This window comes from Rhodoferax sp. (assembly GCF_013297935.1).
Classification (GTDB): domain Bacteria; phylum Pseudomonadota; class Gammaproteobacteria; order Burkholderiales; family Burkholderiaceae_C; genus Allorhodoferax.
Genome location: NZ_JAAFIX010000020.1, coordinates 1 through 21,473, shown reverse-complemented (window position 1 = coordinate 21,473; position 21,473 = coordinate 1). Strand labels below are relative to the sequence as shown.

Sequence of the window (21,473 nt, the reverse complement as noted above, 5' to 3'; positions counted from 1 at the left end):
TCAGATCTTGCTCAGCGGCGAGCAGCTGGGCCTTGGCGGCTTCCACACTCTTCATGCCTTGGTCGTAATTGGCTTTGTTGACAGGGCGGTACAGAGGCTGGGAGGCGCTGATGGTGGCCGTCTGGGCGCCATAGCTGCGGTCGGGGTTGGGCAGGACTTCCTGGTTGGAGCGGCTCGCGCCCAGCGCGAAGTTGGCACTGGGCAACAACAAGGCTTTGGCTTGCTCGGCTTTGGCGAGGTTGGCGTCATACAGGCTCTTGGCCGACTGGTAGCTGGCGTCGTAGCCGCGGGCTGCGGTGTAGAGGTCTTGCAGGCTTTGGGCGGAGGCCGGTACAGCGGCACCGAAACCGGCCAAGGCCAGCGCCAGGGTCAACACGGGCAGGCGGGGAGTCAATAAGCGTGGCATGAAGGGCTTTCTTCGTCAGGAAGTCAAAAAGAGGGGGGGCTGAAGGGGCTAGTAGCGCGGGACCGAGGTATCACGCACCAGCGACCAGGCGTCGATGCCACCGGCAATATTGGCCAGCTCGGTGAAACCGCGGCTTTGCAAAAACAGGGCCACTTGCATGCTGCGCGCACCGTGGTGGCACAGGCAGGCAATCGGCCGGTCGGTGTCCAGCTCGGACAGGCGCACCGGCACCACACCCATGGGAATCCCCAGGACTTCGAATCCGTCCGGCACCACACTGGCTAAGGCCAGTTCGTGGGGCTCGCGCACATCCAGCACCAAGGGCTGGCCGCTGCCTTCAACGCTGGCGTACCAGGCTTCGAGGTCGGTAGGACGGATTTGACTGATCATGCGATTCGCTTCGGGGTTTAGAACTGGAAACGTGCGGGCTCTGCAAAACCTTGCAGGCGCTGCACCACGGTTTCCCAGGTGGCGGAGGTGTGGAAATCGGTTTCGCTGGTGCGGGTCACGATGGTGCATTGCATGACCGGGTCGTCGCCCACGATCACACCCAGACGGCCACCCACCTTGAGGTGTTGCAGCAGGTCCTGGGGTACCACACCCACGGAGCCGCTCAGTACGATCACGTCGAACTGGCCTTCGGAGGCGCCGAGTTTGGAGCCGTCGGCCTCGCGCACGGTCACGTTGTTCAGGCCGGCTTGGGTGAGATTGCTGCGGGCCATGGCGGCCAATTCGGGCACGATCTCTACCGTCAGCACCTGGCGGGCACGGTGGGCCAACAAGGCCGCCATGAAGCCTGAGCCTGCGCCGATCTCGAGCACCGTCTCGTGGGGCTGAACCATCAGGTCCTGCAGCATGCGCGCTTCCAGACGGGGTGCCAGCATGCACTGCCCGGCGGGCAAGGGGATCTCGATATCCGCAAAAGCCAGTGCACGGTGCGCGGCTGGCACGAAGTCTTCGCGGCGGATAGTGCCCAGCAGTTCCAGCACTTGGAGGTCGAGCACATTCCAGGGGCGGATTTGTTGCTCAATCATGTTGAAGCGGGCTTGAGTCGAAAGCATGGCGGAGTTTCCTTGGGTCACGTTAAACAGGTGTGACAAATTTTACCGGCCGGGCGCGGGCGCTTTGCGCCAGAGGCGCAGGGCCCATGCGGCCAGGTCGTCCATATAGCAATACACCACCGGCACCACCACCAGGGTCAAGAGCGACGAAGTAATGACCCCGCCAATGACCGCCTGGCCCATGGGGGCGCGCATTTCAGCGCCTTCGCTCAGGGCGAACGCCAGCGGCACCATGCCGAAGATCATGGCCAGCGTGGTCATCAAAATGGGGCGCAGGCGCACTTTGGCGGCCAGCAGCAGGGCCTCAGAGCGGGGCAGGCCGGGCACGGTGCGGCCCGCCGCATCGGTCGTGTCTTCCCGGGCGCGGATGGCAAAGTCCACCAGCAAAATCGCATTTTTGGTGACCAGACCCATGAGCATGACCACGCCGATGACCGAGAACATGGAGAGCGTGGAGTTGAACATCATGAGCGCCAGCACCACGCCGATCAGCGTGAGCGGGAGGGATGTCATGAGTGCCAGCGGCTGCAAAAAGCTCTTGAACTGGCTGGCCAGAATCATGTAGATGAACACAACGGCCAGCACCAGCGCCGAGATGGCGTAGCCGAAGGCCTCGGCCATGTCTTTGGTGGAGCCGCTGAACTTGTAGCTGTAGCCGGGTGGCAGGCTGATGCTGTCCATGGCCGCCCGGATGTCGGCAGACACTTCACCGGCCGAGCGACCTGACACGTTACCGCTGATGGCGACTTCGCGGGTCAGATCCCGCCGGTTGATCTGGTTGGGGCCGGTGGATTCGCGCACCTCGGCCACCTGGTTCAGGCGCACGATGCGGGCACTGCCATCGGCGTTGGCCCCGACCGTGAAGGGCAGGCGCTCCAGGTCGGCCGCCGCGTTGCGCGCATCCGGGGCGAGGCGCACATTGACGTCGTAAGTCTGGTCGTCAGGTGCGCGCCAATTGCCCACGGTTTTTCCGGCGATCAGGGTGCGCAGGCTGCTGCCGATCTGGGTGACGTTCAGCCCGAGATCGGAGGCGGCTTCGCGCTTGACCTTGACGTCGAGAGTCGGCTTGTTGGGCTTCATGCTGGAGTCCAAGTCCACCAGGCCGGGAACATCCCGCACCTTCTCCAGGGCCAGGGTGGTCAGGCGCTCCAGCTCGTGTGTGTCGGGTCCCTGAATCGAGAACAGGATTTGCTTTTGCCCGCCCACCGCATCCAGCAGCCCCACGTGGGTGACGCTGATGCCTGCCACATTGCGCAGGCGTTGGCGTAGTTTTACTGACATCTGGTCCACGCTCAGGCTGCGGTCTTTGCGGTCCACGAGGCGGATGTAAATGTTGGCGTATATCTTCCCTTGCGCGTTGCCGGTGTTGATGGTGCTCAGGGTGTAACGCACCTCGGGGAACTCGCGGATGATGGCTTCGACCTGGCGGGCGCGGGCCTCTGTCACTTCGAGGGAGGAGCCGACCGGGGTGTTGAAGGTGAGCGAAGTCTCTGAAAAGTCAGACTTGGGCACGAACTCGGTTCCCAGCAAAGGCACCATCAAAACGCTGCCGACAAAAATGCCCACGGCGATCACCACTGTCGCCAGCTTGTGTAACAAGGCCCAGCGCAAAATACTCTGGTAGCCCTCGGCCAGGGCCTCGGTGCCCCGGTCGAACCAGCCGGTGACACGGCCTATGGTCTTGTCGTAGAAGGTAACCGGCGCATGGCCTTTGCCGTGGCTCTCGATGCTCGGGTCGTGCCAGATGCTGGAGAGCATGGGGTCAAGGGTGAAACTCACAAACATAGAGATCATCACCGCTGCCACGATGGTGATGCCGAACTCATGAAAAAACTTGCCGATGATGCCGCCCATGAACCCGATGGGCAGAAACACCGCCACGATCGACAAGGTGGTGGCCAACACGGCCAGCCCGATCTCCTGGGTGCCGTCCAGCGAAGCGTTGAAGGCGCTTTTGCCCATTTGCACATGCCGCACGATGTTTTCACGTACCACGATGGCATCGTCAATCAACAAGCCCACGCACAGCGACAGCGCCATGAGCGTGATCATGTTGATGGTGAAGCCGAAGGCGTGCATGAACAAAAAGGTGCCGATCAGGGCAATCGGCAGGGTCAGGCCGGTAATAACGGTGGAGCGCCACGAGTTCAGGAATAAAAACACGATGAGCACCGTGAGCACCGCGCCTTCAATCAGCGTTTGCCGCACGTTGTTGACCGACACGCGGATCTGGCGGGAGCCATCGGTAATTTGCTCCAAGCGCACCCCGGGGGGCACTTGCTTTTGCATCTCTGCCAGCGCTTTGATGAGCCCGTCCACCACCACAATGGTGTTTTCGTCCTGCGACTTCTGCACATTCATGAGCAGGGTGCGCTGGCCGTTGTAGAGCGCCAGGGTTTCGGCCTCCTGGGCGCCATCGGCCACCCGGGCCACCTGGTCCAGCCGCACGGGGGTGCCGTTTTTGCGGGCCACGATGATGCGGCCGAAGTCCTCCGGCCGCTGCATGCGCGCTTGAATCTGGATCACCCGCTCCTGCGTGCTGGACTGCAGCGTGCCGAGCGGCAGGTCTTGGTTTTCCGCGGCGACTGCACTCACCACCTGGTCCGGCGTGATACCGAAGGACTCCAGCGCCTGCGGGTTCAGGTAGAGGTTGATTTCGCGTTTGGTACCACCCACCAGCGTCACGGAGCCCACGCCTCGCACGTTTTCCAGCCGCTTCTTGAAGTTCTGCTCTGCCCAGTTGGTCAGCTCTACCGCGCTCAGGGCGGTGCCGCTTTGGGTGTCGGGCAACACGGCCACCGACCAGACGGCGCGGGAGGAGGGGTCAAAGCGCAACACGCGCGGCTCTTTGACCTCGGTGCGCAGCAGCGGCTTCACGGTGGCGATTTTTTCGCGCACGTCTTCGGCGGCTTTGCGGCCATCCACATGCAGGCCGAATTCAATGACCACCACGCTTTGGCCTTCGTAGCTGCGCGAGGTGAGGGCGTTGATGCCGGCGATGGCGTTCACGCCTTCTTCGACCTTTTTGGAGACTTCGCTCTCCACAATTTCGGGCGATGCGCCGGGGTAGTCGGTGATCACCACCACCACGGGGAAGTCGATATTGGGAAACTGGTCGACCTGCAAACGCTGCAGCGAGAACATGCCCAACACCACCAAGGCCAGCATGACCATGGTGGCAAACACTGGGTTTTGCAGGCTAACGCGGGTGAACCACATCAGTTGCTACCTGCTATGTTTTTGATAGCGGTACCCGCACGCAGCGCGCCGACCGCACCCGAAAGCACCGGGCTACCTTCGGCCAGGCCGCTCACGGCAACCATAGGAACGCCGTCGGCGTCGCCGCGCTCACCGAGGGTGACCGTTTGGTGCGCTACTTTGCCGTCTTGGACCCACTGCACATAGGGCAGTGGCTTGTCGGTGCGGATGGCGGACACGGGCAAGGCCAAGTTGCGGGTGCTGCCCACGGCAATGCTGCCTTGCGCAAACAGCCCCTGGCGCAAGCCTTCAGGGTTGTCCAGGCTCAGGTACACCAGCACCGACCGGCTACCGGCCACCGCGCTCGGGTTGATGCGAGCGACCTTGCCACTGAGGCTGCGGCTGGACCCTTCCACGCTGAGGCGCACCGTTTGGCCGGTGCGCACCGCCATGGAGTCAGCGGACGCCAGGCTGGCTTCGACCTCCAGGCGATTCAGGTCCACCAGTTCGAGCACACGGCCGTCGATGGCGACGCGCTCACCCGGCTGTGCCAACCGCTGGGCGACTTGCCCTGAGATGGGCGCGCGCAACACCGTGTCTTCCAGAGATTTAGCGGCAACATCGGCCGCCGCTACTGCGGCGCGGTACGAAGCCTCTGCCGCCGCCAGACTGGCTTGCGAGGTTTCCAGCGCGGTTTGTGAAATAAAGCCCTGATCGACCAGCTTGCGGTTGTTGTCGAAACTGCGGCGTGCAATCTCCACCTGGGCTTTGGCCGACTCCGCTTGCTGCTGGGCCTGGCGGGTACGAGCCAGGTACTCGGTGGTGTCTACCTTTGCTACGACCTGACCGGCCTGCACCCGGTCGCCCTCGCGCAGGGTCAGGCCTTGCAGCTCACCGGCCACCCGGGCCTTGACCACTGCAGAGCTGGTGGCCTTGATAGGGCCCGAAACCGGCAGGCCGCGCGTGAGCTCCATCGAGCGCAGGGTGATGAGATCCCCCGGCGCCAACTCCAGCTGGACAGGCACCTTCAAGGCGGCCTGCTGCGTCTCCAGTGTTTGCTTTTTGGCTTGGTTGCTGGCGGCTAGTCGCAGGCCTACGCCTGCAAGCACCGCGACTGCGACGGCCACCGAAGTCCATTTGATCCAGGTTTTCATGGTTTACACAGAGGGGGTGTCTGCTGCCGGCCGCACGCACAGGCCCAGTAGCAGGTTGTCAATATGGGTGTTGAGGTAAGCCACCGGGTCGAGCGCCGCCTCGGCGGCGACACACAGGCCGATGGAATGACGCCAGAGCGCCAGAAACATCATGGGGGCCAGCAGCAGGTAGACGCCGTATTCCACATCGAGCTTGCGGAACTCCCCGCTGTCCACGCCGCGCTGGAGGATTCTGCGGATCAGGTCATTGCCCGGGCGAACCACCTCTTCCTGGTAGAAGGCTGTGAGTTCCGGAAAGTTGCCCGCCTCACTCATCATGAGCTTGGAAATGCCCGAGGCCTTGGTCGAACCCACGCGCTCCCACCAGGCTGTCAGGCAATAGCGAAGCAGCTCGGTGCTGTTGCCCTCAAAAGTCTCCAGCTCGGTGTTCCATTCGGCAAAGCGCCCGGAAATGTTCTCGCGCACCACGGCCTTGAACAACTCTTCTTTGCTCGAAAAATACAAAAACAAGGTGCCCTTGGACACACCCGCCAGCTTGGCCACCTCTTCGGCCCGCGTGGCGGCAAAGCCTTTTTCCACGAATAGCTCCAGCGCTGCCTCCAGTAGTTCACCGGGGCGCGCGTCTTTGCGGCGCTCGCGCTTGGCGCGGGCGTTGGCGGTGATGTCGCAAAGGCTGGGCAGGGTGGGCATAAGTTACTGACTGGTTGGTTATTAATGTAGCGGAGCCCCCTGTGAGTGTCAATCCGGCGGGATACCGGGAAGGGGCTGCCCAGGCAAAGTAGTGCAAAGTTCGGGTGCATTGCGGCCCCCGTGTGCTCAGGGCGCGCCGGCTCCGTAAGATGCAGGCGCGCAGTACGACTACCGGTCTGCGGCACTGAGCGGCCATCTATTTCACATCAGGAGCATTTCATGAGCGACATCTTGCAAACCATCACCCTCGGGGGCGGCTGCTTCTGGTGCACGGAGGCGGTGTTTGTGCAGGTGCAGGGTGTGGTGGATGTGGAGTCCGGCTACAGCAACGGCCATCACCCGCAACCCAGCTACGAGGCTGTGTGCACCGGCACCACTGGCCACAACGAAGTGGTCAAGTTGGTCTATGACCCGGCGGTCATCAGCACCCGCGAACTGCTGGAGATTTTCTTTGTTATTCACGACCCGACCACCCTGAACCGCCAGGGCAACGACACCGGCACCCAATATCGCAGCGGGATTTACTTCTCCAGCCCAGAGCAGGAAGCGGTGGCCAAAGAGTTGCTGGCAGAGTTGGCGGCCAGTCAGCACTACGACCGGCCCATCGTGACCGAGGTGCTGCCCCTGCACAACTACTGGCCCGCAGAGGCCTACCACCAGGATTTTTTCGCCCGCAATCCCAACCAGGGTTATTGCATGGCGGTGGCCGCTCCCAAGGTGGCCAAATTCCGCAAGACCTTCGCCAGACTGCAAAAGCCCTGAGCTTGAGGGCAGGTCATGCCCGACCTGTAGCCCGCTTTAGCGGCGGCTCGGGATCGGGGAGTCGTTGGCGATGCCCCAATCCATTTTGGGTTTGAGGGACGGGTTCATTTCCGGCCCGCTGCCGTATTTTTCGAGATACCACAGCGCACCCCACACCAGGCCTATGAGCGCCGCGGCACCGAGTACCAGTTTGAGGACCGTGAGCCAGACACCAGGTTCTTTATCGCTTGCCATATCAGTGATTGATTTTCAGGCTCCAGGAGCCGCCAGCGCCCGCAGAACGTCCGCAGGCAGCTCCTGAATGTATAGCAAAAATCTGCATTAGTTCAAGCTCATGCTCGCCACCAGCTGCGTCACGTTGTGGCGCATCATTTGCAAGTAGGTGGCACCGGGCTGGTCGGCGGTGGACAGGGCATCGGCATACAAGCTGGCGCCTACCGAGGCACCCGCGTCTTTGCTGAGCTGGGCGATGAGTTTGGGGTTGCTCATGTTCTCCACAAACACCGCGCGGATTTTTTCGCGCTGGATCTGTTTGATCAGTTGGGCCACTTGTTTGGCGCTGGGCTCTGCTTCAGTGTTCACGCCTTGCGGGGCCAGAAACTTCACGCCGTACTGCGCAGCAAAGTAGCCAAACGCGTCGTGCGAGGTAATGACCTTGCGCTTGTCCGCCGGAATGCTGGCGATCTGTGCTTTGGCCCAGGCGTCCAGCGCTTGCAGTTCTTTCACATAGGCCTCGGCGTTGGCCTGGTAGCTGGCAGCACCTGCGGCATCCACTTTGGCCAAACCGGCTGCAATGTTGCGCACGTACAGCGTTACGTTGTTGGGGTTTTGCCAGGCGTGGGGGTCGGTTTCTTCGTGCGCGTGGCCGGCGTGACCTTTCTCCTCTGCCATGTGGCGCGCCTTCACGCCCTTGGCGGCTACCACCGATTCACCTTGGTAGCCGGAAGATTTGACGAGTTTGCCCGCCCAAGGTTCAAAGCCCAGACCGTTGAGTACCACCAGCTTGGAGGCCAGCAGGGTTTTGGCATCCGACGGCTTGGCCTCGAACACATGGGCGTCTTCGTTGGGGCCCACCAGCGTGGTCACCGCCACCCGCTCGCCGCCTACGACCCGCACCAGGTCGCCCAGGATGCTGAAGCTGGCGGTCACCGGCAGCTTGTCGGCGGCGAATGCCGTGTTACCCAGCAAGGCGAGGGCGGTGGCGCTGGCCAGCAAAAAGCGGCGGGGCAGGGCGGAGAGAGAAAACGTGTCGAATGCAGTCATGGTGATGGGGGGGGAGAGTTAAAAAAGTGAAACAAAACGGCTGAAATCTCAGGCCACGCGGTGGGTGGTGCCCCACCACCGTGGCAGCCAGCCGCCCGGCGCGAGCACCAGAGAGGTGGCGTACAGCGCCCCTGCGCAGCCGATGATGGTGGGGCCCGAGGGCGTGTCGAAGTGGTAAGACAGCAGCAGCCCGGCCACCCCCGCCAGTGCGGCCTGGGCGCTGGCGTTGAGCAGTTGCGCGGGCAGGGTGTCGTGCCACAGGCGGGCGCTCACGGCGGGCAGCATCATCAGCCCCACGGCCATGAGCGTGCCCAGGGTTTGAAAGCCCGCCACCAGGTTCAGCACTACCAGCATCAAAAAGCCCTGCTGCCATACCCAAGCCGGCACGCCACGGCGGTGGGCACCTAAAAACACGGGGTCAAAGGTTTCGAGCACCAGCCCGCGGTACATCAGCGCCAGGGCCAGCACACTGACGGTGGCCACCCCCGCCACCAGCAGCAGGCCGGTGGCATCGACCCCCAGGGCACTGCCGAACAAAATGTGGAGCAAGTCGAGCTGCGTGCCGTGGCCCGCAATCAGTGTGACCCCGAGCGCCAGTGCCACCAGATAGATCGCGGCCAGGCTGGCGTCTTCTTTCAAGGTGGTGAAGCGGCTCACGGCACCTGCAATGCCTGCCACCAGCATGCCTGCCACGACGCCGCCCAATGCCATGGCCGTGAGTGACAAACCGCTCACCATGAAGCCGATGGCCACCCCGGGCAGCACTGCGTGGCTGAGCGCATCGCCCAACAGGCTCATGCGCCGCAGCGTGAGAAACACGCCCAGCGGCGCTGCACTCAGCGCCAGCGCCAGCGTAGCCACCAGTGCGCGGCGCATGAAAGCAAATTCAGCAAAAGGGGAAATGAGGGCAGCCCACAGCGGGCCGGTTGCGATGTCCATGGCGGGCCTCAGGGGGTGGTGGCCAGGCGGCGGGCCAGCAGGGTGTCGAAATCGAGGCCGTTGACCTCGCCGTCCACGTCGCACAGGGCAGCGGTTTCATCCCAAGCCTCGGCCATGGTGCGTGCGCGGGCCAGGTTGGGCTCTGTCAGCACCTCGTTCGTTGCACCCCAGGCAATGCACTCGCGCGCTAACAGGAGGGTTTGGGGAAAGTGCGTCCGCACCTGCGCGTCGTCATGCAGCACGGCCACCACGGTGCGGCCCTGGCGGTGCCATTGCTGCACCAAGGTGAGCAGGCCCGCGGTGGTTTTGCTGTCGACGGCGTTAAAGGGTTCGTCCAGCAGAATCGTGTCGGCGTCCTGCACCAGCAGGCGGGCGAACAAAGTGCGCTGCAATTGCCCGCTGGAGAGCGTGCCCACCGGGCGGCGCTCAAACCCGTGCAGGCCCACCGCCTCCAGCGCCGCATCCACCCGCGCCAACTGCACAGGCGTCGCGCGGCCGAAGGCACCGGACTGCGCCCACAGGCCCATGAGCACGCAGTCGCGCACATCCAGCGGAAAGCTGCGGTCCAGCTCGCTGTGCTGCGGCAGGTAGGCCAAGCGCTGGCCCGGTGCATGCGCAATGCCGGACGCCGGCGCCACCGGCACCAAGCCCGCCAGACTTTTGAGCAGGGTGCTTTTGCCCGCGCCATTGGGGCCGATGACGGCCGTGAGCGACCCGCGCGCAAATTGGCCGCTCACATGGTGCAGCGCCGGGTGGCGGCGGTAGCTCACCGTCAGGTTGTGCAGTGCAATGGCGTGGGGATGTGCTGCTGCGTTCATAGCGGCGCCGCCTCCAGGCTCGCCCACCACACGCCCAGCCAGAGCAGGGCCAGCACAGGCAGCGTCCACGCCACACGTTGCCAGGCGGGCAGGGCCAAGACGCTGGGGCGGTGTTTGCGGGGTTCAGAGGGGTTCACGAAAAAGACTCATAATGCAACTTGATTGCGATATAGTCTAACGCAACTTGGTTGCATTTAATATTTAATGCAACTGAATTGCATTTTTAGGATGGTGTTATGGCCTCAGTTCTGCCCCCGGCTGCCCCGCTGCTCGAGGGGGACAACCCGATCGACGCGCTGCTCTCTGCCCACGGCCTGCGCCGCACGGCCGCTGCGCGCCGCGTGCTGGGCTGGCTGCTGGCCCACCCCGACACCAGCTACACCCATGCGCAGTTGCAAGAGGCGTTGGCCGGTGACCACACCGAGCCGCTGGACCGCGTCACCCTCTACCGCCTGATTGACCGGCTCACGCAGGTCGGCCTGCTGCTCTGCCGGGTGGACAGCCAACGCGTGCGCCGCTACCAGGCCATGCCGGCCAGCGTGCACGCCACTCCGCACTTTGAGTGCCAGACCTGCCACCGCGACAGCCCCTTGGCCGGTGCGTTGCATGCGGTGGACCTGGAAAAGGCGGCGCAAACCGCCATTGAGTCTTTGCGAGCCCTGGGCTACACCGACATGCACCTCGACTTTGCGGTGCGCGGCGTGTGTGCTGACTGCGCCACGGGCGCTGCGCCCGGCAGCGTGGCCCACCCGGGCTCGGCCGCATGATCCGCAGCACCGGCTTGCAATACGCCTACCCCGGCGGGCAGCCGCTGCGGTTTCCCGATGTGCAGCTGGCACGGGGCGGCGTGTTGTTGCTCAGCGGCGCGTCGGGCAGCGGCAAGTCGACCTGGTTGGCCCTGGTGGCGGGGCTGGTCCGGCCCACTGCCGGCGCACTGACCGTGGCAGACCAGCCCATGGAAGGCTTGCGCGGTGCGGCGGCGGATGCCTGGCGCGCTGCGCACATTGGTTTCTTGCCGCAAAAACTGCATTTGAGCGAGGCGCTCACCGTGCAGCAAAACCTGGCCATGGCGCAATGGGCGGCTGGTCAGCCGGAAAACGCCGCCCGCATCCACGCCACGCTAGAGGCCTTGGGGGTGTCGGAACTCGCGGCACGCTTGCCGCAGCAACTCTCGGGCGGTCAGGCCCAGCGGGTGGCGCTGGCCCGGGCGGTGTTGCTCCAACCCCGCATCGTGCTGGCCGACGAGCCGACCGCCAGCCTGGACGACGAGGCCGCAGCGCAAGCGGTCAGCCTGCTGCTGACGACCGCCGCCCGGCACGACGCCACCCTGGTGATTGCCACCCACGACGCGCGGGTCGCGGCGCTGGTGCCGCCCGCGGCTGATGGTCAAATAGGCTTCCAGCGCTTGTCTTTATTGCGCGAGCAGCTATCAAAAGCGTAGCACCATGAAAACCCTGTTTTTTGCCTGGCGCTACCTGTGGTCCCGCCCCTTGGGCGCGGCGCTCAACCTCTTGCTGCTCAGCCTGGGGCTGGCGTCCATCACGTTTTTGTTGCTGGTGGGGGCGCAGCTCAGCAAGGCCTTTGACCGCGACTTGGCCGGTATTGACGTGGTGGTGGGTGCCAAAGGCAGCCCCATGCAGCTCATCCTCTCGGGCGTGCTGCATATTGACGTGCCGCCGGGCAATGTGCCGCTCCAAGCGGTGCAGGAGCTGGCCAAGAATCCGCTGGTTGAGCAAGTGATTCCCATCAGCTTGGGTGACAACTTCGGCGGCCACCGGATTGTGGGCACTTCGCGTGATTACCCCGCCCACTACGAGGCGCAGCTTTCCGAAGGGCGGCTCTGGACTGCGCCCATGGAGGCGGTGCTGGGCGCTACGGCTGCGCGCGCCATGGGTGTCCGGGTGGGGCAGACCTTTGTGGGGTCACACGGTTTGGGCGCTGGCGGGCACACCCATGGCGAAAACCCGTACACCGTGGTGGGCACTCTGGCGCCCGGCGGCAGTGTGCTGGACCGGCTCATCCTCACCGACACCGCCTCGGTCTGGAAGGTGCATGAGGACTACACCGCGGTGGACGACGACGACCGCAAAGTCATGGAAGAAGAGCGCGAAGTCACCATGGCACTCGTGCGCTACAGCACCCCGATGGCGGCGGTGAGTTTTCCGCGCTGGGTCAACACCAGCACCGACATGCAGGCCGCTGCCCCGGCGCTGGAGATCACCCGCCTGCTCAGCATGTTGGGCCTGGGCACCGATGTGCTGCGCGCCTTTGCCGGCGTCTTGCTGCTCACCGCGGGGCTGAGCGTGTTTATTGCGCTGTGGAGCGCGGTGCGCGAGCGCCGCACCGACCTGGCACTGCTGCGCATGCTGGGCGCGCCGCCGGCCAGAGTAGCGGCACTTTTGTTGTGCGAGGCGCTGTGGCTGGGCTTGCTCGCTGCGGTGCTGGGCGTGCTCTTGGGCCAAGGCTTTGCCGCAGCGCTGGCCTGGTTTTTGAGCCTGGACCATTCGCTGCTCATCGGCGGCATGGTCTGGCCCGCCAGCCTGTGGGTAGTGCCTGCCCTGGCGCTGGTCGTGTCCCTCGCCTCCGCCCTGTTACCCACCGTGGCGGCCTACCGCGTGAGCGTGCTGCAATTGCTGCAGAGTCGCTGAATTTGCTCCACCCCGTTTGTTACCTTACTTTAGGAAAATTCATGAAAAAAAGCCTTCTAGCCCTCGTATTACTTGCGCAAGCAGCTATGTTTTCTGTAGCGGCTGAGTCCGATAAAGAGACCAAGGAAGACATCGTGAAACACCGCGCCATGGCCGCAGCCCATGAGTCTGCCGCCAAGTGCCGCGAGGCCGGTAAAGGCGAAGCGGTGTGCAACAAAGAACTGCAAGCCGCGTGCAAGGGCATTGCCATCGGCAAGTTCTGCGGCATGAAGCACGAACACTGAGGCAGCCGCTATCCATAGCCCCCGGCTGTGGGGGCATTGGCCGGCGCACTAAACTGTGGCCATTCCTTGAGGTGTTTTATGCGCGCTGATTCCGCTTTCTCCCGCCGCCGACGCGTGGCTCTGGCCTGTGTTGCATTGGTGTGCGCGGTGCCCGCTCTGGCCCAGCTCAGTTCTCCCATGCCCGGAGTGCCGGGGCTTCCGTCCGGCACGGGGGCGGGTGTGCATGGCGCCAACAGCCCGTTTGCGCCGCTCAAAGAGCGGGCCGATGTGCTGCCCTGGTCGGTGCTCACGGCGGTGAAAACCAAGAATGAGAAAAACCGGCTGTTGCCGGTGTTTCCGGCCGATGTGCAAGCGCTGAACAAGAAGACACAGCGCATCCAGGGTTTCATGATGCCGCTGGAGCCCGGTGAAAAACAAAAGCACTTTCTGGTGAGCTCGGTGCCCTTGACCTGCTCGTTTTGCATGCCAGGCGGGCCGGAGAGCATGGTGGAGGTCAAGACCAAGACCGCGGTGAAATACTCCATGGAAGCGGTCGTTGTCGAAGGCCAGTTTGCCGTGCTCAACGACGACCCCTATGGCCTGTACTACCGCATGACCGATGCTGTGGCTGTGAAGTAGCCGCAGCCGGATGCCGCTCGACAACCCCGTTCTTTCCTCCCTGCTGCCGGTCGTCCTGCTGATTCTGGTGGGCTACCTGAGTGGCAGATTCAACGCCATCCGCCAAGAGGCAGTGCGTGACCTGAGCAATCTGGTCTTTCTGGTGCTGATTCAGGCGCTGCTGTTCCGCACCATGAGCACGGTGGATGTGGCCCACCTCGACTTCGCCTCGCTGTCGATGTATTTCGCCACAGCGGCCGGTCTGTTTTTTGTGTTGCTGTTCACCCAGGGCGGTAGCAGCCGGGCGGCGGTCTTGGCCTTGTCGGGAATTTTCAGCAACACCGCCATGATCGGCATTCCCTTGATCGGGCTGGCCTACGGCAAAGAGGCGCTGGTGGTGCTGTTTACCCTGATCTCCATGCACTCGCTGGTGTTGCTGACCATGACCACGGTGGTGCTGGAGCTGTGCAGCGCCCGAGAGCGGGCGGATGCCGCACACACTCTGGCCCAACACCTGCGCACTGTCGGGCTTGCGGTGCGCAACGCCATCTTTCACCCTGTGCCCATGCCCATCATTGCCGGGCTGCTGTTTGCACAAACCGGCTGGGTGCTGCCCGAGGTGGTCGACCGACCTTTGCAACTGCTGGCCAATGCCTTCAGCCCGGTGGCGCTGGTGCTCATGGGGGTGACACTGGCCCAGACCTCGATCGGCCAACACCTGCGTGCAGCCCTGCTGATTGCCGGCATCAAGAACCTGCTGCACCCCTTGCTCATGGCCTTGGTGGGCTATGCGGCAGGCTTGCGCGGCATCACGCTCACCGTGTTGGTCATGGCGGCAGCCATGCCGATAGGCGCCAACGTGTTTCTGTTTGCCCAGCGCTACCAGAAGGCGGAGGAGCTCGTCACCGCCAGCGTGGTGGTGTCCACCGTGATGGCGCTGTTCACGGTGACGCTGGTGATGTACCTGCTGCCCTTGTGGGTCGCATAACAGCGCGCCCTGTGAGTTAGATGACTATGAAACTACCCCGCACCCTCTGGATCGTTGCTTTCTGGGCCCTCGTGGTCCTGACGACGGTGATGTCGTTGCTGCCCAATGAGCAGGTGCCCTCCAGCCTCGTGTTTTGGGACAAGGCGCAACACACCCTGGGTTTTGTGGCTCTGGCCGTGCTGGGCTTGCTGGCTTACCCCCTGGCCGTGCCCAAGGTGCTGATCGGCTTGCTGCTGTTCGGTGCGGGCATCGAGTGTGCGCAGGCCCTGACCGGCTGGCGGCAGGGGGATGTGTTGGATTGGATGGCCGACGCGGTGGGCATCGCGCTGGGCGCCGGTGGCTGGGGCCTGGCGGCGCGCATCCGGCAGCAGCTTTTTTCTGCGGGAATATCGCGCACATGAATTTCAAGTTGAAACACCCTTTACGGACCTTGCTGACGGGTGCGCTGGCGCTCTTGCCCTTGGCCGCGACCCTGCTGCTGCTCTCGTGGCTGTTCAGTCTGCTAGCGGTCTGGCTCGGGCCCGGCAGTGCGTTCGGGCAAATGCTCACCGGCATCGGGCTGGGCCTCACGGAGTCCGAGGTCATTGGCTACCTGCTGGGTTTGATGTTGGTGGTGGCCGCGGTCTATGCGTTCGGGCTGATGGTGGAGCGCGGATTCGAACAAGGTGCGGCCAAGCTGCTCGATACCTTGCTGCAGCGCATCCCGGTGGTGCGCACGGTGTACGACGTGGCCCAAAAACTGGTGGGTTTACTGGCCCGCAAAGAAGGATCGGAGTTGCAATCCTTGTCGCCCGTGTGGCTGTATTTCGGCGGAAAACCGCAGCCAGGTGAGGGCGGCCACACTCCGCCGGCCGATGGTGGAAAGCAGGGCACGGCGGTACTGGGGTTTTTGTCCACGCCCCGGCCCGTCATGATTGGCGGCGTGCCTTACCTGGGTGTTTTGGTGCCCACAGCCCCTGTGCCCGTGGGGGGCGGCTTGTTGTATGTGCCGCCGGAGTGGGTGGAGGCCGCCGACATCGGCATGGAGGGCGTGACCAGCATCTATGTCTCGATGGGGGTCACCTCCGACCAGTATTTGCCGACCGCAAAGCCCTGAGGCCTTGTGGCGGGGCGCGACTCAGGGGGCGAGGCGTTCGCGTAACCAGCTGGAGTCTGTACCCTGGCTGTAACGCAGCCGGTCATGCAAGCGGCTCTTGCGGCCTTGCCAGAATTCCCATTGGTCGGGCTTGAGCCGGTAACCGCCCCAGTGCGGTGGGCGCGGCGGCTGCAGCAAAAACTGCGCGGCGTATTTGGCAGCGTTGGTCACCAACACGGTGCGGCCCGGAATCACCTCGCTCTGTGGCGACGCCCAGGCGCCTATGCGTGAGTCCAGCGGGCGGCTGTGGAAGTAGGCGTCGCTCTCTTCGTCGCTCACTTTCTCCACCACCCCCTCAATACGCACCACCCGCTCCAGCTCCACCCAATGGAACTGCAGCGCGGCATAGGGGTTGCCGGCCAGAGCCCGCCCCTTGCGGCTCTCGTAGTTGGTGAACCAGACAATACCGCGCGGGTCAAAACCCTTGATCAACACCACCCGGGTGCTGGGCCGCAGGTCGCTGCCCACGGTCGCCAGCGTCATGGCGTTGGGCTCAGGCACCTCGCTCTGGATGGCTTCTTGCAGCCAGCGATCAAACTGCTGCAGCGGGTCGGGGTGCGATGCCTGCTCGTCGAGTTCGGCACGTTCGTAGCTTTTACGGAGGTCGGCAATAGAGGTCATGGGGCAAGTATAGAAACAGGTGGCAGACCGCGTCTTGCGCCAGGTCATGCCTGTCCGGGTTGGCCGAGAGGCACCGCCTACAATAGCGCCAATTTTTTAAGTGGAGTGTTTGACATGTCTGATCAGGAAGATACCGGTACCAAAGTTGTCGCGATCGTAGTGAGCGTCATCATCGTGGCGATTTTGGGCTCCGTCATTGGTTTCGCAGTGAACAAATCCCGTGCCAAGCCAGCGCCGGTTGCGGTGGTGGCCGAGGCGGCCGACGGTGCCAGCGTCAAGGTGGAAAACGGTGTGGTGAAGTTCTACTTTGCTTCCGGCAAGGCCGATGTGGCTGCGGGTGGCAACGAGGCGCTGGCCGATGTGGTGAAAGCGGTCGCTGCAGGCAAGCAAGCGGTGATCAGCGGTTTCCATGATGCGTCGGGCGACCCGGCGCAAAACGCTGAACTGGCCAAGCAACGTGCACTCGCCGTGCGCAGTGCCTTGGTCGCACTCGGTGTGAGCGAAGACAAAGTGGAGCTGAAAAAGCCCGAACAAGCCCAAGCCAGCGGCCCCGCCACCGAAGCGCGCCGTGTGGAAGTGGTAGTTCAATAAAGAAGCTGCCCTCCAAACGTCAAAAAGCCCGACGCGTTCGGGCTTTTTTTCGGCCCTGCGGCCCCGCGGCATCTGAGCCGCCTGCAGTTGGTACCCGCCTGGTAACTCGGGCTTGATACAAAGTGTGCATTCCAAGTTACCATCGGCGGTGTAATTTAGTTACAAGAACACCATGCCAGATACCAACTCTACCCCCGTCACTTTGCACCCTGTTGTGGAGGCGGTGACCCGCCGTATCGTGGAGCGCAGTGCGGCCACCCGCAGCGCCTATCTGGCCCAGGTGGCGGCCATGGCCGACCGCAAGCCCGGCGCCGACCGCATGGGTTGCGCCAACGTGGCCCACGCCTTTGCCGCCATGCCGGACGCCGACAAGACGCGCGTGACCGGCCTGGACAAGCTCAAAATCGTGGCCGAAAAGGGCGCCAACATCGGCATCGTCAACGCCTACAACGACCTGCTGTCCGCCCACGCGCCCTTGCAGCACTACCCTGATTTGGTCAAGGTCGAAGCCCGCAAGCATGGCGCCACGGCCCAAGTAGCGGGCGGCGTGCCCGCCATGTGCGACGGTGTGACGCAGGGCACCGCCGGCATGGAGCTGAGCTTGTTCAGCCGCGACGCCATCGCCATGGCCACTGCCGTGTCGCTGAGCCACGATGTGTTTGACTGCGCGCTCATGCTGGGCGTGTGCGACAAGATCGTGCCCGGCCTCTTGATCGGCGCACTGCACTTCGGCCATCTGCCCACCGTGTTTGTGCCCGCCGGCCCCATGACCTCGGGCCTGCCCAACAACGAAAAAGCCAAGGTCCGCGAAAAAGCCGCCCAAGGCCTGGTCGGCCGCCCCGAGCTGCTGGCGGCCGAGAGCGCCGCCTACCATGGTGAAGGCACTTGCACCTTTTACGGCACCGCCAACAGCAACCAAATGCTGCTCGAAGCCATGGGCCTGCATGTGCCCGGCACTGCCTTCATCAACCCCGGCGAAGGCGTGCGCCAAGAACTGACCCGCGAAGCCGTGCGCACCGTGCTCGGCATCACCAAGGCCAAGCGCTTTGCGCCAATCGGCGAGGTGGTGGACGAGCGCTGCATCGTCAACGCCATGGTCGCCCTGCTGGCCACCGGCGGCTCCACCAACCATTTGATCCACTGGGTGGCCGTGGCCCGCGCTGCGGGCATCGTGATCGACTGGAACGATTTCTCTGCCTTGTCGGATGTGGTGCCGCTGTTGAGCCGCGTGTACCCCAACGGTAGCGCCGACGTGAACCAGTTCCAGGCCGCAGGCGGCCCCGGCTACGTGATCCGCGAACTGCTGGATGCCGGCTTCATGCACGGCGACGTGCTGACCGTGCGCAGCGGTGGACTGCGTGAATTCACTGCCATTCCTTCGGCCCAAGCCGATGGCTCATTGCAATGGACAGACGCCGGTGCCAGCAAGGACGAGGGCGTGGTGCGCCCCGCTAGCAGCCCGTTCAGCGCCAGCGGTGGCCTCAAGTTGCTCAAGGGCAACCTGGGCCGCAGCGTCATCAAGGTGTCTGCGGTGCCCGAAGACCGCCACATCATTGAAGCGCCATGCCGCGTGTTTGACTCTCAAGAAGCATTGCACCAGGCCTTCAGCGCTAACGAGCTGAACCAGGACGTAATCTGCGTGGTGCGCTGGCAAGGCCCGCAGGCCAATGGCATGCCTGAGCTGCACAAGCTGACCCCGCCTCTGGCCGTGCTGCAAGGCAAGGGCTACCGCGTGGCGCTGGTGACCGATGGCCGCATGAGTGGTGCATCGGGCAAGGTGCCTGCCGCCATCCACGTGTCGCCCGAGGCTGCTTCGGGTGGCCCTTTGGCCAAGGTGCAAGACGGCGACCTGATTCGCCTGGATGCCACTGCCGAGACCCTGCAAGTGCTGGTGAGTGAAGCCGAGTGGGCTGCCCGCCCGGTGGCTACCATGCCCGCCGAGTTGCGCGCTGCCAATGGCATCGGCATGGGCCGCGAATTGTTTGCCAACTTCCGTCGCCATGCGCTGGCTGCCGAAGAAGGTGCCTGCACCTGGTTCTGAACCTACCCCCCATAACGTCGATCTGGAACATCTCAATGTCTAACGCTCCCGCCTTTACCGCCCTGCAAGTGATGCAGGACGCCCCCGTCATCCCCGTCATCGTGTTGAACGACGTAGCCCATGCCGTGCCCATGGCCCGCGCCCTGGTGGCTGGCGGCGTGCGCATGCTGGAAGTCACCCTGCGCACCCCCCAAGCCCTGGCCTGCATGGAAGCCATTGCCCGTGACGTGCCCGAAGCTGTGGTCGGTGCCGGCACCGTACGCAGCAAGGCGGACGCGCAAGCCGCCGCCAACGCCGGTGCGCGCTTTGCGGTGAGCCCCGGTTACACCAGCGCCGTGGGCCAGGCCTGCCGCGACTTGGGCCTCTCTTTGTTGCCTGGTGTGGCCACCGGCAGCGAAATCATGATGGCGCAGGAAGACGGCTTCACCCAGCTCAAGTTCTTCCCCGCCATGCAAGCCGGCGGTCCCGCCATGCTCAAAGCCTGGAGCGGCCCGTTTTTTGACGTGAAGTTTTGCCCCACCGGTGGCGTGACCCTGCAAAACGCGCCTGAGTTTCTGGCCCTGCCCAATGTGGTGTGCGTGGGCGGCTCCTGGATCGTGCCGGCTGATGCCATGGCCAAGGGCGAGTGGGACAAGATCACCCAGCTAGCCAAAGACACGCAGGCGCTGCGCAAGTAAGGCGCACGGTGGTCGAAAGCGAAAAGGGCGCTGCGGCGCCCTTTTTTATTGCGCGGGTAGCTATGAAGTTTGTAGCGAAATGCATCGCCATGGAGAAATGAAAGTCCCCAAGAATCATGTGGGGTAATCAAATGTTGACGTCAGAAATCATTTGAATACAATTGAATTCATTCATTATCAACGGAGCTCAACATGGTTCCTGTATCCGGGCGATTGCCTGATGACTTGTACGCGTGGCTTGCTGGTCTGACGCTGGAGGGGGCTTCCACAGTGAGCGACAAAATGCGCGTGGCGGTAGCCAGCCTCAAACGAATGCAAGACGGTGACGGTGACTACATCGGCGCCCTGTCGATGTACCGCGATCTGGGTCGGGGCACACGTGAACACATTGCTGCGTTGGAGCAGCACACCGGGCAACACTCCGAAGTGCTAGCTGCGTTGATGGAGCATCTTCCTGCGCTGATTGCCGGGCTGCATTCCGCGCAGCCCAACAGTCTGGCGGAGGCCAAGCGCCTGGAGTCTGTGCTGGTCAAGCGCACCATGCAATTGGCAGAAACTTTGCTCCGGCAGGCGGTGACAACTCAGGCAGCCGCCTATGACCCTCAGGTGATACAGCAGAACTCCGGGCGACTGCTGGAGCTTGCCCGCCTGATTCCACAGCCCAACGCTTCAAGCACTTGATCAAGGAGGACGTATGTCACAAAACCTGAGTAATCGTGTAGCCAAAGTAATCGCCGCGAGCGCCCACAATCTGTTGGATAAATGGGAGGACGCCAATCCGGTAGCTATGCTGGATCAAGCGACCCGTGAACTAGATCAAGTCACCTCGGAGGTCAGGAATGAGCTGGGAGTAGCAGTTGCCAACCGCCATCTGACCCAACAGCAGCATGTGCGTTTGAATCATGAGCACACAGAGCTGGCTGAGCATATCGGTGCGGCCATCATCGCAGGCAAGGATGAGCTCGCCAAGGCAGCGCTGGCGCGTCAATTGGATATTGAAGCCCAACTGCCCATTCTTGAGGCCAGTCTGGTGAATCTGGGCAATGAGGAGAAAGAGCTGTCTGCCTTTGTAGAGGCTCTGATGGGCAAGAAGCGGGAGATGCAACGCGTGATCATGGACTTTGAGGCTTCGCGTCAAGAGGCACGCTCTGCCGCCGGCAACCGTGCGGTGAAGACCTTGCATACCCAAGCGCGTGTACAGGCTGCGCAAGATGCATTTGACCGCACCATCTTGCGGCAAACAGGTGTTGAGGGTTTAACCCGAGGCGCTACGCTGGAGCAATCCTCGAAATTGAAAGAACTCGGTGATATGGTGCGGGACAACAAAATCAACGAGCGACTCGCGGCCTTGAAAGCCGCGCAATAAGCAAGAAGGGGAGGAGCATGAGCATAATGACTGCGCCCGAAACCTGGCCATTTGCTGCAGCATTGGTCACGGTAGTCGGTCTTGGGGTCCTGGAAGGACTGGGCATGTTGTTTGCCACCAGTCCGTCTTTGTGGGTCGACAACCTGCTGCCGGATGCACCTGATGGTGCTGAAGGTGTGCTGGGTTGGCTGCACTGGGGGCGCGTGCCGCTGCTGGTTCTGCTGATTCTTTTTC

At 63.2% G+C, this 21,473-nt stretch carries 26 protein-coding genes and 1 pseudogene; 15 read left to right on the top strand and 12 right to left on the bottom strand.

All coding sequences use genetic code 11. The features are described 5' to 3' along the window. The 6 genes from QZW03_RS16825 to QZW03_RS16800 all read right to left on the bottom strand — a co-directional run. A partial coding sequence (locus tag QZW03_RS16825; RefSeq protein WP_296511214.1) for a TolC family protein occupies positions 1-406 on the bottom strand: 406 nt, incomplete at its 3' end. Between the two features lie 48 nt (positions 407-454). Further along, positions 455-796 carry a rhodanese-like domain-containing protein gene (locus QZW03_RS16820; RefSeq protein WP_296511213.1) on the bottom strand — a complete coding sequence of 114 codons (342 nt, stop codon included), beginning with the start codon at positions 794-796 and terminating at the stop codon, positions 455-457. A 17-nt stretch (positions 797-813) separates the two neighbouring features. Further along, entirely contained in the window at positions 814-1,467 is a 654-nt protein-coding gene (locus QZW03_RS16815) for a protein-L-isoaspartate O-methyltransferase (RefSeq protein WP_296511212.1), read from the bottom strand. 42 nt (positions 1,468-1,509) lie between these two features. Beyond that, complete coding sequence (locus QZW03_RS16810) at positions 1,510-4,686, bottom strand: efflux RND transporter permease subunit (protein WP_296511211.1); 3,177 nt, start codon at positions 4,684-4,686, stop codon at positions 1,510-1,512. Next, positions 4,686-5,819, bottom strand: a complete 1,134-nt coding sequence (locus tag QZW03_RS16805; protein ID WP_296511210.1) for an efflux RND transporter periplasmic adaptor subunit — start codon at positions 5,817-5,819, stop codon at positions 4,686-4,688. The genes QZW03_RS16810 and QZW03_RS16805 overlap by 1 nt, the downstream gene beginning before the upstream one ends. 3 nt (positions 5,820-5,822) lie before the next feature. Then, a complete protein-coding gene (locus QZW03_RS16800; protein WP_296511209.1) occupies positions 5,823-6,509 on the bottom strand; it encodes a TetR/AcrR family transcriptional regulator in 687 nt (228 codons plus the stop codon). Between the two features lie 219 nt (positions 6,510-6,728). Between QZW03_RS16800 and msrA the strand changes: the two genes are divergently transcribed. Further along, on the top strand, positions 6,729-7,271 hold the full coding sequence (msrA, locus tag QZW03_RS16795) for a peptide-methionine (S)-S-oxide reductase MsrA (RefSeq protein WP_296511208.1): 543 nt from the start codon (positions 6,729-6,731) through the stop codon (positions 7,269-7,271). 36 nt (positions 7,272-7,307) lie between these two features. On the opposite strand, the gene QZW03_RS16790 is transcribed toward msrA, so the two are convergent. From QZW03_RS16790 to QZW03_RS16770, 5 genes are all read right to left on the bottom strand, one after another. After that, complete coding sequence (locus QZW03_RS16790) at positions 7,308-7,505, bottom strand: hypothetical protein (RefSeq protein WP_296511207.1); 198 nt, start codon at positions 7,503-7,505, stop codon at positions 7,308-7,310. An 87-nt stretch (positions 7,506-7,592) separates the two neighbouring features. After that, a complete protein-coding gene (locus QZW03_RS16785) occupies positions 7,593-8,534 on the bottom strand; it encodes a metal ABC transporter substrate-binding protein (RefSeq protein WP_296511206.1) in 942 nt (313 codons plus the stop codon). A 48-nt stretch (positions 8,535-8,582) separates the two neighbouring features. Further along, positions 8,583-9,473 carry a metal ABC transporter permease gene (locus QZW03_RS16780; RefSeq protein WP_296511205.1) on the bottom strand — a complete coding sequence of 297 codons (891 nt, stop codon included), beginning with the start codon at positions 9,471-9,473 and terminating at the stop codon, positions 8,583-8,585. 8 nt (positions 9,474-9,481) lie between these two features. Further along, positions 9,482-10,291 (bottom strand): zinc ABC transporter ATP-binding protein AztA, encoded by an 810-nt coding sequence (aztA, locus tag QZW03_RS16775; protein ID WP_296511204.1) that lies wholly within the window; start codon positions 10,289-10,291, stop codon positions 9,482-9,484. Then, the gene (locus tag QZW03_RS16770; protein ID WP_296511203.1) at positions 10,288-10,428 is read right to left on the bottom strand and encodes a hypothetical protein; all 141 of its coding nucleotides are present in this window, start codon (positions 10,426-10,428) and stop codon (positions 10,288-10,290) included. Before QZW03_RS16770 ends, aztA begins: the two co-directional genes overlap by 4 nt. 99 nt (positions 10,429-10,527) lie before the next feature. On the opposite strand from QZW03_RS16770, the gene QZW03_RS16765 reads away from it, so the two are divergent. The 8 genes from QZW03_RS16765 to QZW03_RS16730 all read left to right on the top strand — a co-directional run bounded on the left by QZW03_RS16765 (position 10,528) and on the right by QZW03_RS16730 (position 15,904). Next, on the top strand, positions 10,528-11,058 hold the full coding sequence (locus QZW03_RS16765) for a Fur family transcriptional regulator (protein ID WP_296511202.1): 531 nt from the start codon (positions 10,528-10,530) through the stop codon (positions 11,056-11,058). After that, entirely contained in the window at positions 11,055-11,732 is a 678-nt protein-coding gene (locus QZW03_RS16760) for an ATP-binding cassette domain-containing protein (RefSeq protein ID WP_296511201.1), read from the top strand. The genes QZW03_RS16765 and QZW03_RS16760 overlap by 4 nt, the downstream gene beginning before the upstream one ends. A gap of 4 nt (positions 11,733-11,736) precedes the next feature. Then, positions 11,737-12,939: an ABC transporter permease gene (locus QZW03_RS16755; protein ID WP_296511200.1), complete on the top strand. Its 1,203-nt coding sequence runs from the start codon at positions 11,737-11,739 to the stop codon at positions 12,937-12,939. 41 nt (positions 12,940-12,980) lie between these two features. Further along, entirely contained in the window at positions 12,981-13,223 is a 243-nt protein-coding gene (locus QZW03_RS16750) for a hypothetical protein (RefSeq protein WP_296511199.1), read from the top strand. Between the two features lie 78 nt (positions 13,224-13,301). After that, positions 13,302-13,841 (top strand): DUF3299 domain-containing protein, encoded by a 540-nt coding sequence (locus QZW03_RS16745; RefSeq protein ID WP_296511197.1) that lies wholly within the window; start codon positions 13,302-13,304, stop codon positions 13,839-13,841. A 10-nt stretch (positions 13,842-13,851) separates the two neighbouring features. Continuing rightward, complete coding sequence (locus tag QZW03_RS16740; protein ID WP_296511196.1) at positions 13,852-14,808, top strand: AEC family transporter; 957 nt, start codon at positions 13,852-13,854, stop codon at positions 14,806-14,808. A 20-nt stretch (positions 14,809-14,828) separates the two neighbouring features. Next, on the top strand, positions 14,829-15,209 hold the full coding sequence (locus QZW03_RS16735) for a VanZ family protein (protein WP_296511195.1): 381 nt from the start codon (positions 14,829-14,831) through the stop codon (positions 15,207-15,209). Beyond that, a complete protein-coding gene (locus tag QZW03_RS16730; protein ID WP_296511194.1) occupies positions 15,206-15,904 on the top strand; it encodes a DUF502 domain-containing protein in 699 nt (232 codons plus the stop codon). The genes QZW03_RS16735 and QZW03_RS16730 overlap by 4 nt, the downstream gene beginning before the upstream one ends. A gap of 21 nt (positions 15,905-15,925) precedes the next feature. Here the strand turns inward: QZW03_RS16730 and pdxH are convergent, their stop codons facing one another. Then, complete coding sequence (pdxH, locus tag QZW03_RS16725; RefSeq protein ID WP_296511193.1) at positions 15,926-16,564, bottom strand: pyridoxamine 5'-phosphate oxidase; 639 nt, start codon at positions 16,562-16,564, stop codon at positions 15,926-15,928. 114 nt (positions 16,565-16,678) lie between these two features. On the opposite strand from pdxH, the gene QZW03_RS16720 reads away from it, so the two are divergent. The 6 genes and pseudogenes from QZW03_RS16720 to QZW03_RS16695 all read left to right on the top strand — a co-directional run. Further along, positions 16,679-17,155 (top strand): OmpA family protein, encoded by a 477-nt coding sequence (locus QZW03_RS16720; RefSeq protein WP_296511192.1) that lies wholly within the window; start codon positions 16,679-16,681, stop codon positions 17,153-17,155. A 172-nt stretch (positions 17,156-17,327) separates the two neighbouring features. Then, positions 17,328-19,196 carry a phosphogluconate dehydratase gene (gene edd / locus QZW03_RS16715; protein ID WP_296511191.1) on the top strand — a complete coding sequence of 623 codons (1,869 nt, stop codon included), beginning with the start codon at positions 17,328-17,330 and terminating at the stop codon, positions 19,194-19,196. 35 nt (positions 19,197-19,231) lie between these two features. Further along, positions 19,232-19,873, top strand: coding sequence for a bifunctional 4-hydroxy-2-oxoglutarate aldolase/2-dehydro-3-deoxy-phosphogluconate aldolase (gene eda, locus QZW03_RS16710; RefSeq protein ID WP_087494665.1), 642 nt, complete (start codon positions 19,232-19,234; stop codon positions 19,871-19,873). A gap of 192 nt (positions 19,874-20,065) precedes the next feature. Beyond that, a complete protein-coding gene (locus QZW03_RS16705) occupies positions 20,066-20,554 on the top strand; it encodes a hypothetical protein (protein ID WP_296511190.1) in 489 nt (162 codons plus the stop codon). 13 nt (positions 20,555-20,567) lie between these two features. Further along, positions 20,568-21,239 carry a PspA/IM30 family protein gene (locus tag QZW03_RS16700; RefSeq protein WP_296511189.1) on the top strand — a complete coding sequence of 224 codons (672 nt, stop codon included), beginning with the start codon at positions 20,568-20,570 and terminating at the stop codon, positions 21,237-21,239. Between the two features lie 17 nt (positions 21,240-21,256). After that, a pseudogene (locus tag QZW03_RS16695) lies at positions 21,257-21,473 on the top strand (OB-fold-containig protein); the annotation flags it as partial.

What these genes read in the sequence shown, in the direction of transcription:
- pdxH (WP_296511193.1), bottom strand. Translation starts at nt 16,564, where the DNA reads ATGACCTCTATTGCCGACCTCCGTAAAAGCTACGAACGTGCCGAACTC.
- QZW03_RS16800 (WP_296511209.1), bottom strand. Translation starts at nt 6,509, where the DNA reads ATGCCCACCCTGCCCAGCCTTTGCGACATCACCGCCAACGCCCGCGCC.
- QZW03_RS16785 (WP_296511206.1), bottom strand. Translation starts at nt 8,534, where the DNA reads ATGACTGCATTCGACACGTTTTCTCTCTCCGCCCTGCCCCGCCGCTTT.
- QZW03_RS16755 (WP_296511200.1), top strand. Translation starts at nt 11,737, where the DNA reads ATGAAAACCCTGTTTTTTGCCTGGCGCTACCTGTGGTCCCGCCCCTTG.
- QZW03_RS16750 (WP_296511199.1), top strand. Translation starts at nt 12,981, where the DNA reads ATGAAAAAAAGCCTTCTAGCCCTCGTATTACTTGCGCAAGCAGCTATG.
- msrA (WP_296511208.1), top strand. Translation starts at nt 6,729, where the DNA reads ATGAGCGACATCTTGCAAACCATCACCCTCGGGGGCGGCTGCTTCTGG.
- QZW03_RS16780 (WP_296511205.1), bottom strand. Translation starts at nt 9,473, where the DNA reads ATGGACATCGCAACCGGCCCGCTGTGGGCTGCCCTCATTTCCCCTTTT.
- QZW03_RS16765 (WP_296511202.1), top strand. Translation starts at nt 10,528, where the DNA reads ATGGCCTCAGTTCTGCCCCCGGCTGCCCCGCTGCTCGAGGGGGACAAC.
- eda (WP_087494665.1), top strand. Translation starts at nt 19,232, where the DNA reads ATGTCTAACGCTCCCGCCTTTACCGCCCTGCAAGTGATGCAGGACGCC.
- QZW03_RS16810 (WP_296511211.1), bottom strand. Translation starts at nt 4,686, where the DNA reads ATGTGGTTCACCCGCGTTAGCCTGCAAAACCCAGTGTTTGCCACCATG.
- QZW03_RS16820 (WP_296511213.1), bottom strand. Translation starts at nt 796, where the DNA reads ATGATCAGTCAAATCCGTCCTACCGACCTCGAAGCCTGGTACGCCAGC.
- QZW03_RS16745 (WP_296511197.1), top strand. Translation starts at nt 13,302, where the DNA reads ATGCGCGCTGATTCCGCTTTCTCCCGCCGCCGACGCGTGGCTCTGGCC.
- edd (WP_296511191.1), top strand. Translation starts at nt 17,328, where the DNA reads ATGCCAGATACCAACTCTACCCCCGTCACTTTGCACCCTGTTGTGGAG.
- QZW03_RS16705 (WP_296511190.1), top strand. Translation starts at nt 20,066, where the DNA reads ATGGTTCCTGTATCCGGGCGATTGCCTGATGACTTGTACGCGTGGCTT.
- aztA (WP_296511204.1), bottom strand. Translation starts at nt 10,291, where the DNA reads ATGAACGCAGCAGCACATCCCCACGCCATTGCACTGCACAACCTGACG.
- QZW03_RS16735 (WP_296511195.1), top strand. Translation starts at nt 14,829, where the DNA reads ATGACTATGAAACTACCCCGCACCCTCTGGATCGTTGCTTTCTGGGCC.
- QZW03_RS16700 (WP_296511189.1), top strand. Translation starts at nt 20,568, where the DNA reads ATGTCACAAAACCTGAGTAATCGTGTAGCCAAAGTAATCGCCGCGAGC.
- QZW03_RS16790 (WP_296511207.1), bottom strand. Translation starts at nt 7,505, where the DNA reads ATGGCAAGCGATAAAGAACCTGGTGTCTGGCTCACGGTCCTCAAACTG.
- QZW03_RS16760 (WP_296511201.1), top strand. Translation starts at nt 11,055, where the DNA reads ATGATCCGCAGCACCGGCTTGCAATACGCCTACCCCGGCGGGCAGCCG.
- QZW03_RS16815 (WP_296511212.1), bottom strand. Translation starts at nt 1,467, where the DNA reads ATGCTTTCGACTCAAGCCCGCTTCAACATGATTGAGCAACAAATCCGC.
- QZW03_RS16720 (WP_296511192.1), top strand. Translation starts at nt 16,679, where the DNA reads ATGTCTGATCAGGAAGATACCGGTACCAAAGTTGTCGCGATCGTAGTG.
- QZW03_RS16805 (WP_296511210.1), bottom strand. Translation starts at nt 5,819, where the DNA reads ATGAAAACCTGGATCAAATGGACTTCGGTGGCCGTCGCAGTCGCGGTG.
- QZW03_RS16740 (WP_296511196.1), top strand. Translation starts at nt 13,852, where the DNA reads ATGCCGCTCGACAACCCCGTTCTTTCCTCCCTGCTGCCGGTCGTCCTG.
- QZW03_RS16730 (WP_296511194.1), top strand. Translation starts at nt 15,206, where the DNA reads ATGAATTTCAAGTTGAAACACCCTTTACGGACCTTGCTGACGGGTGCG.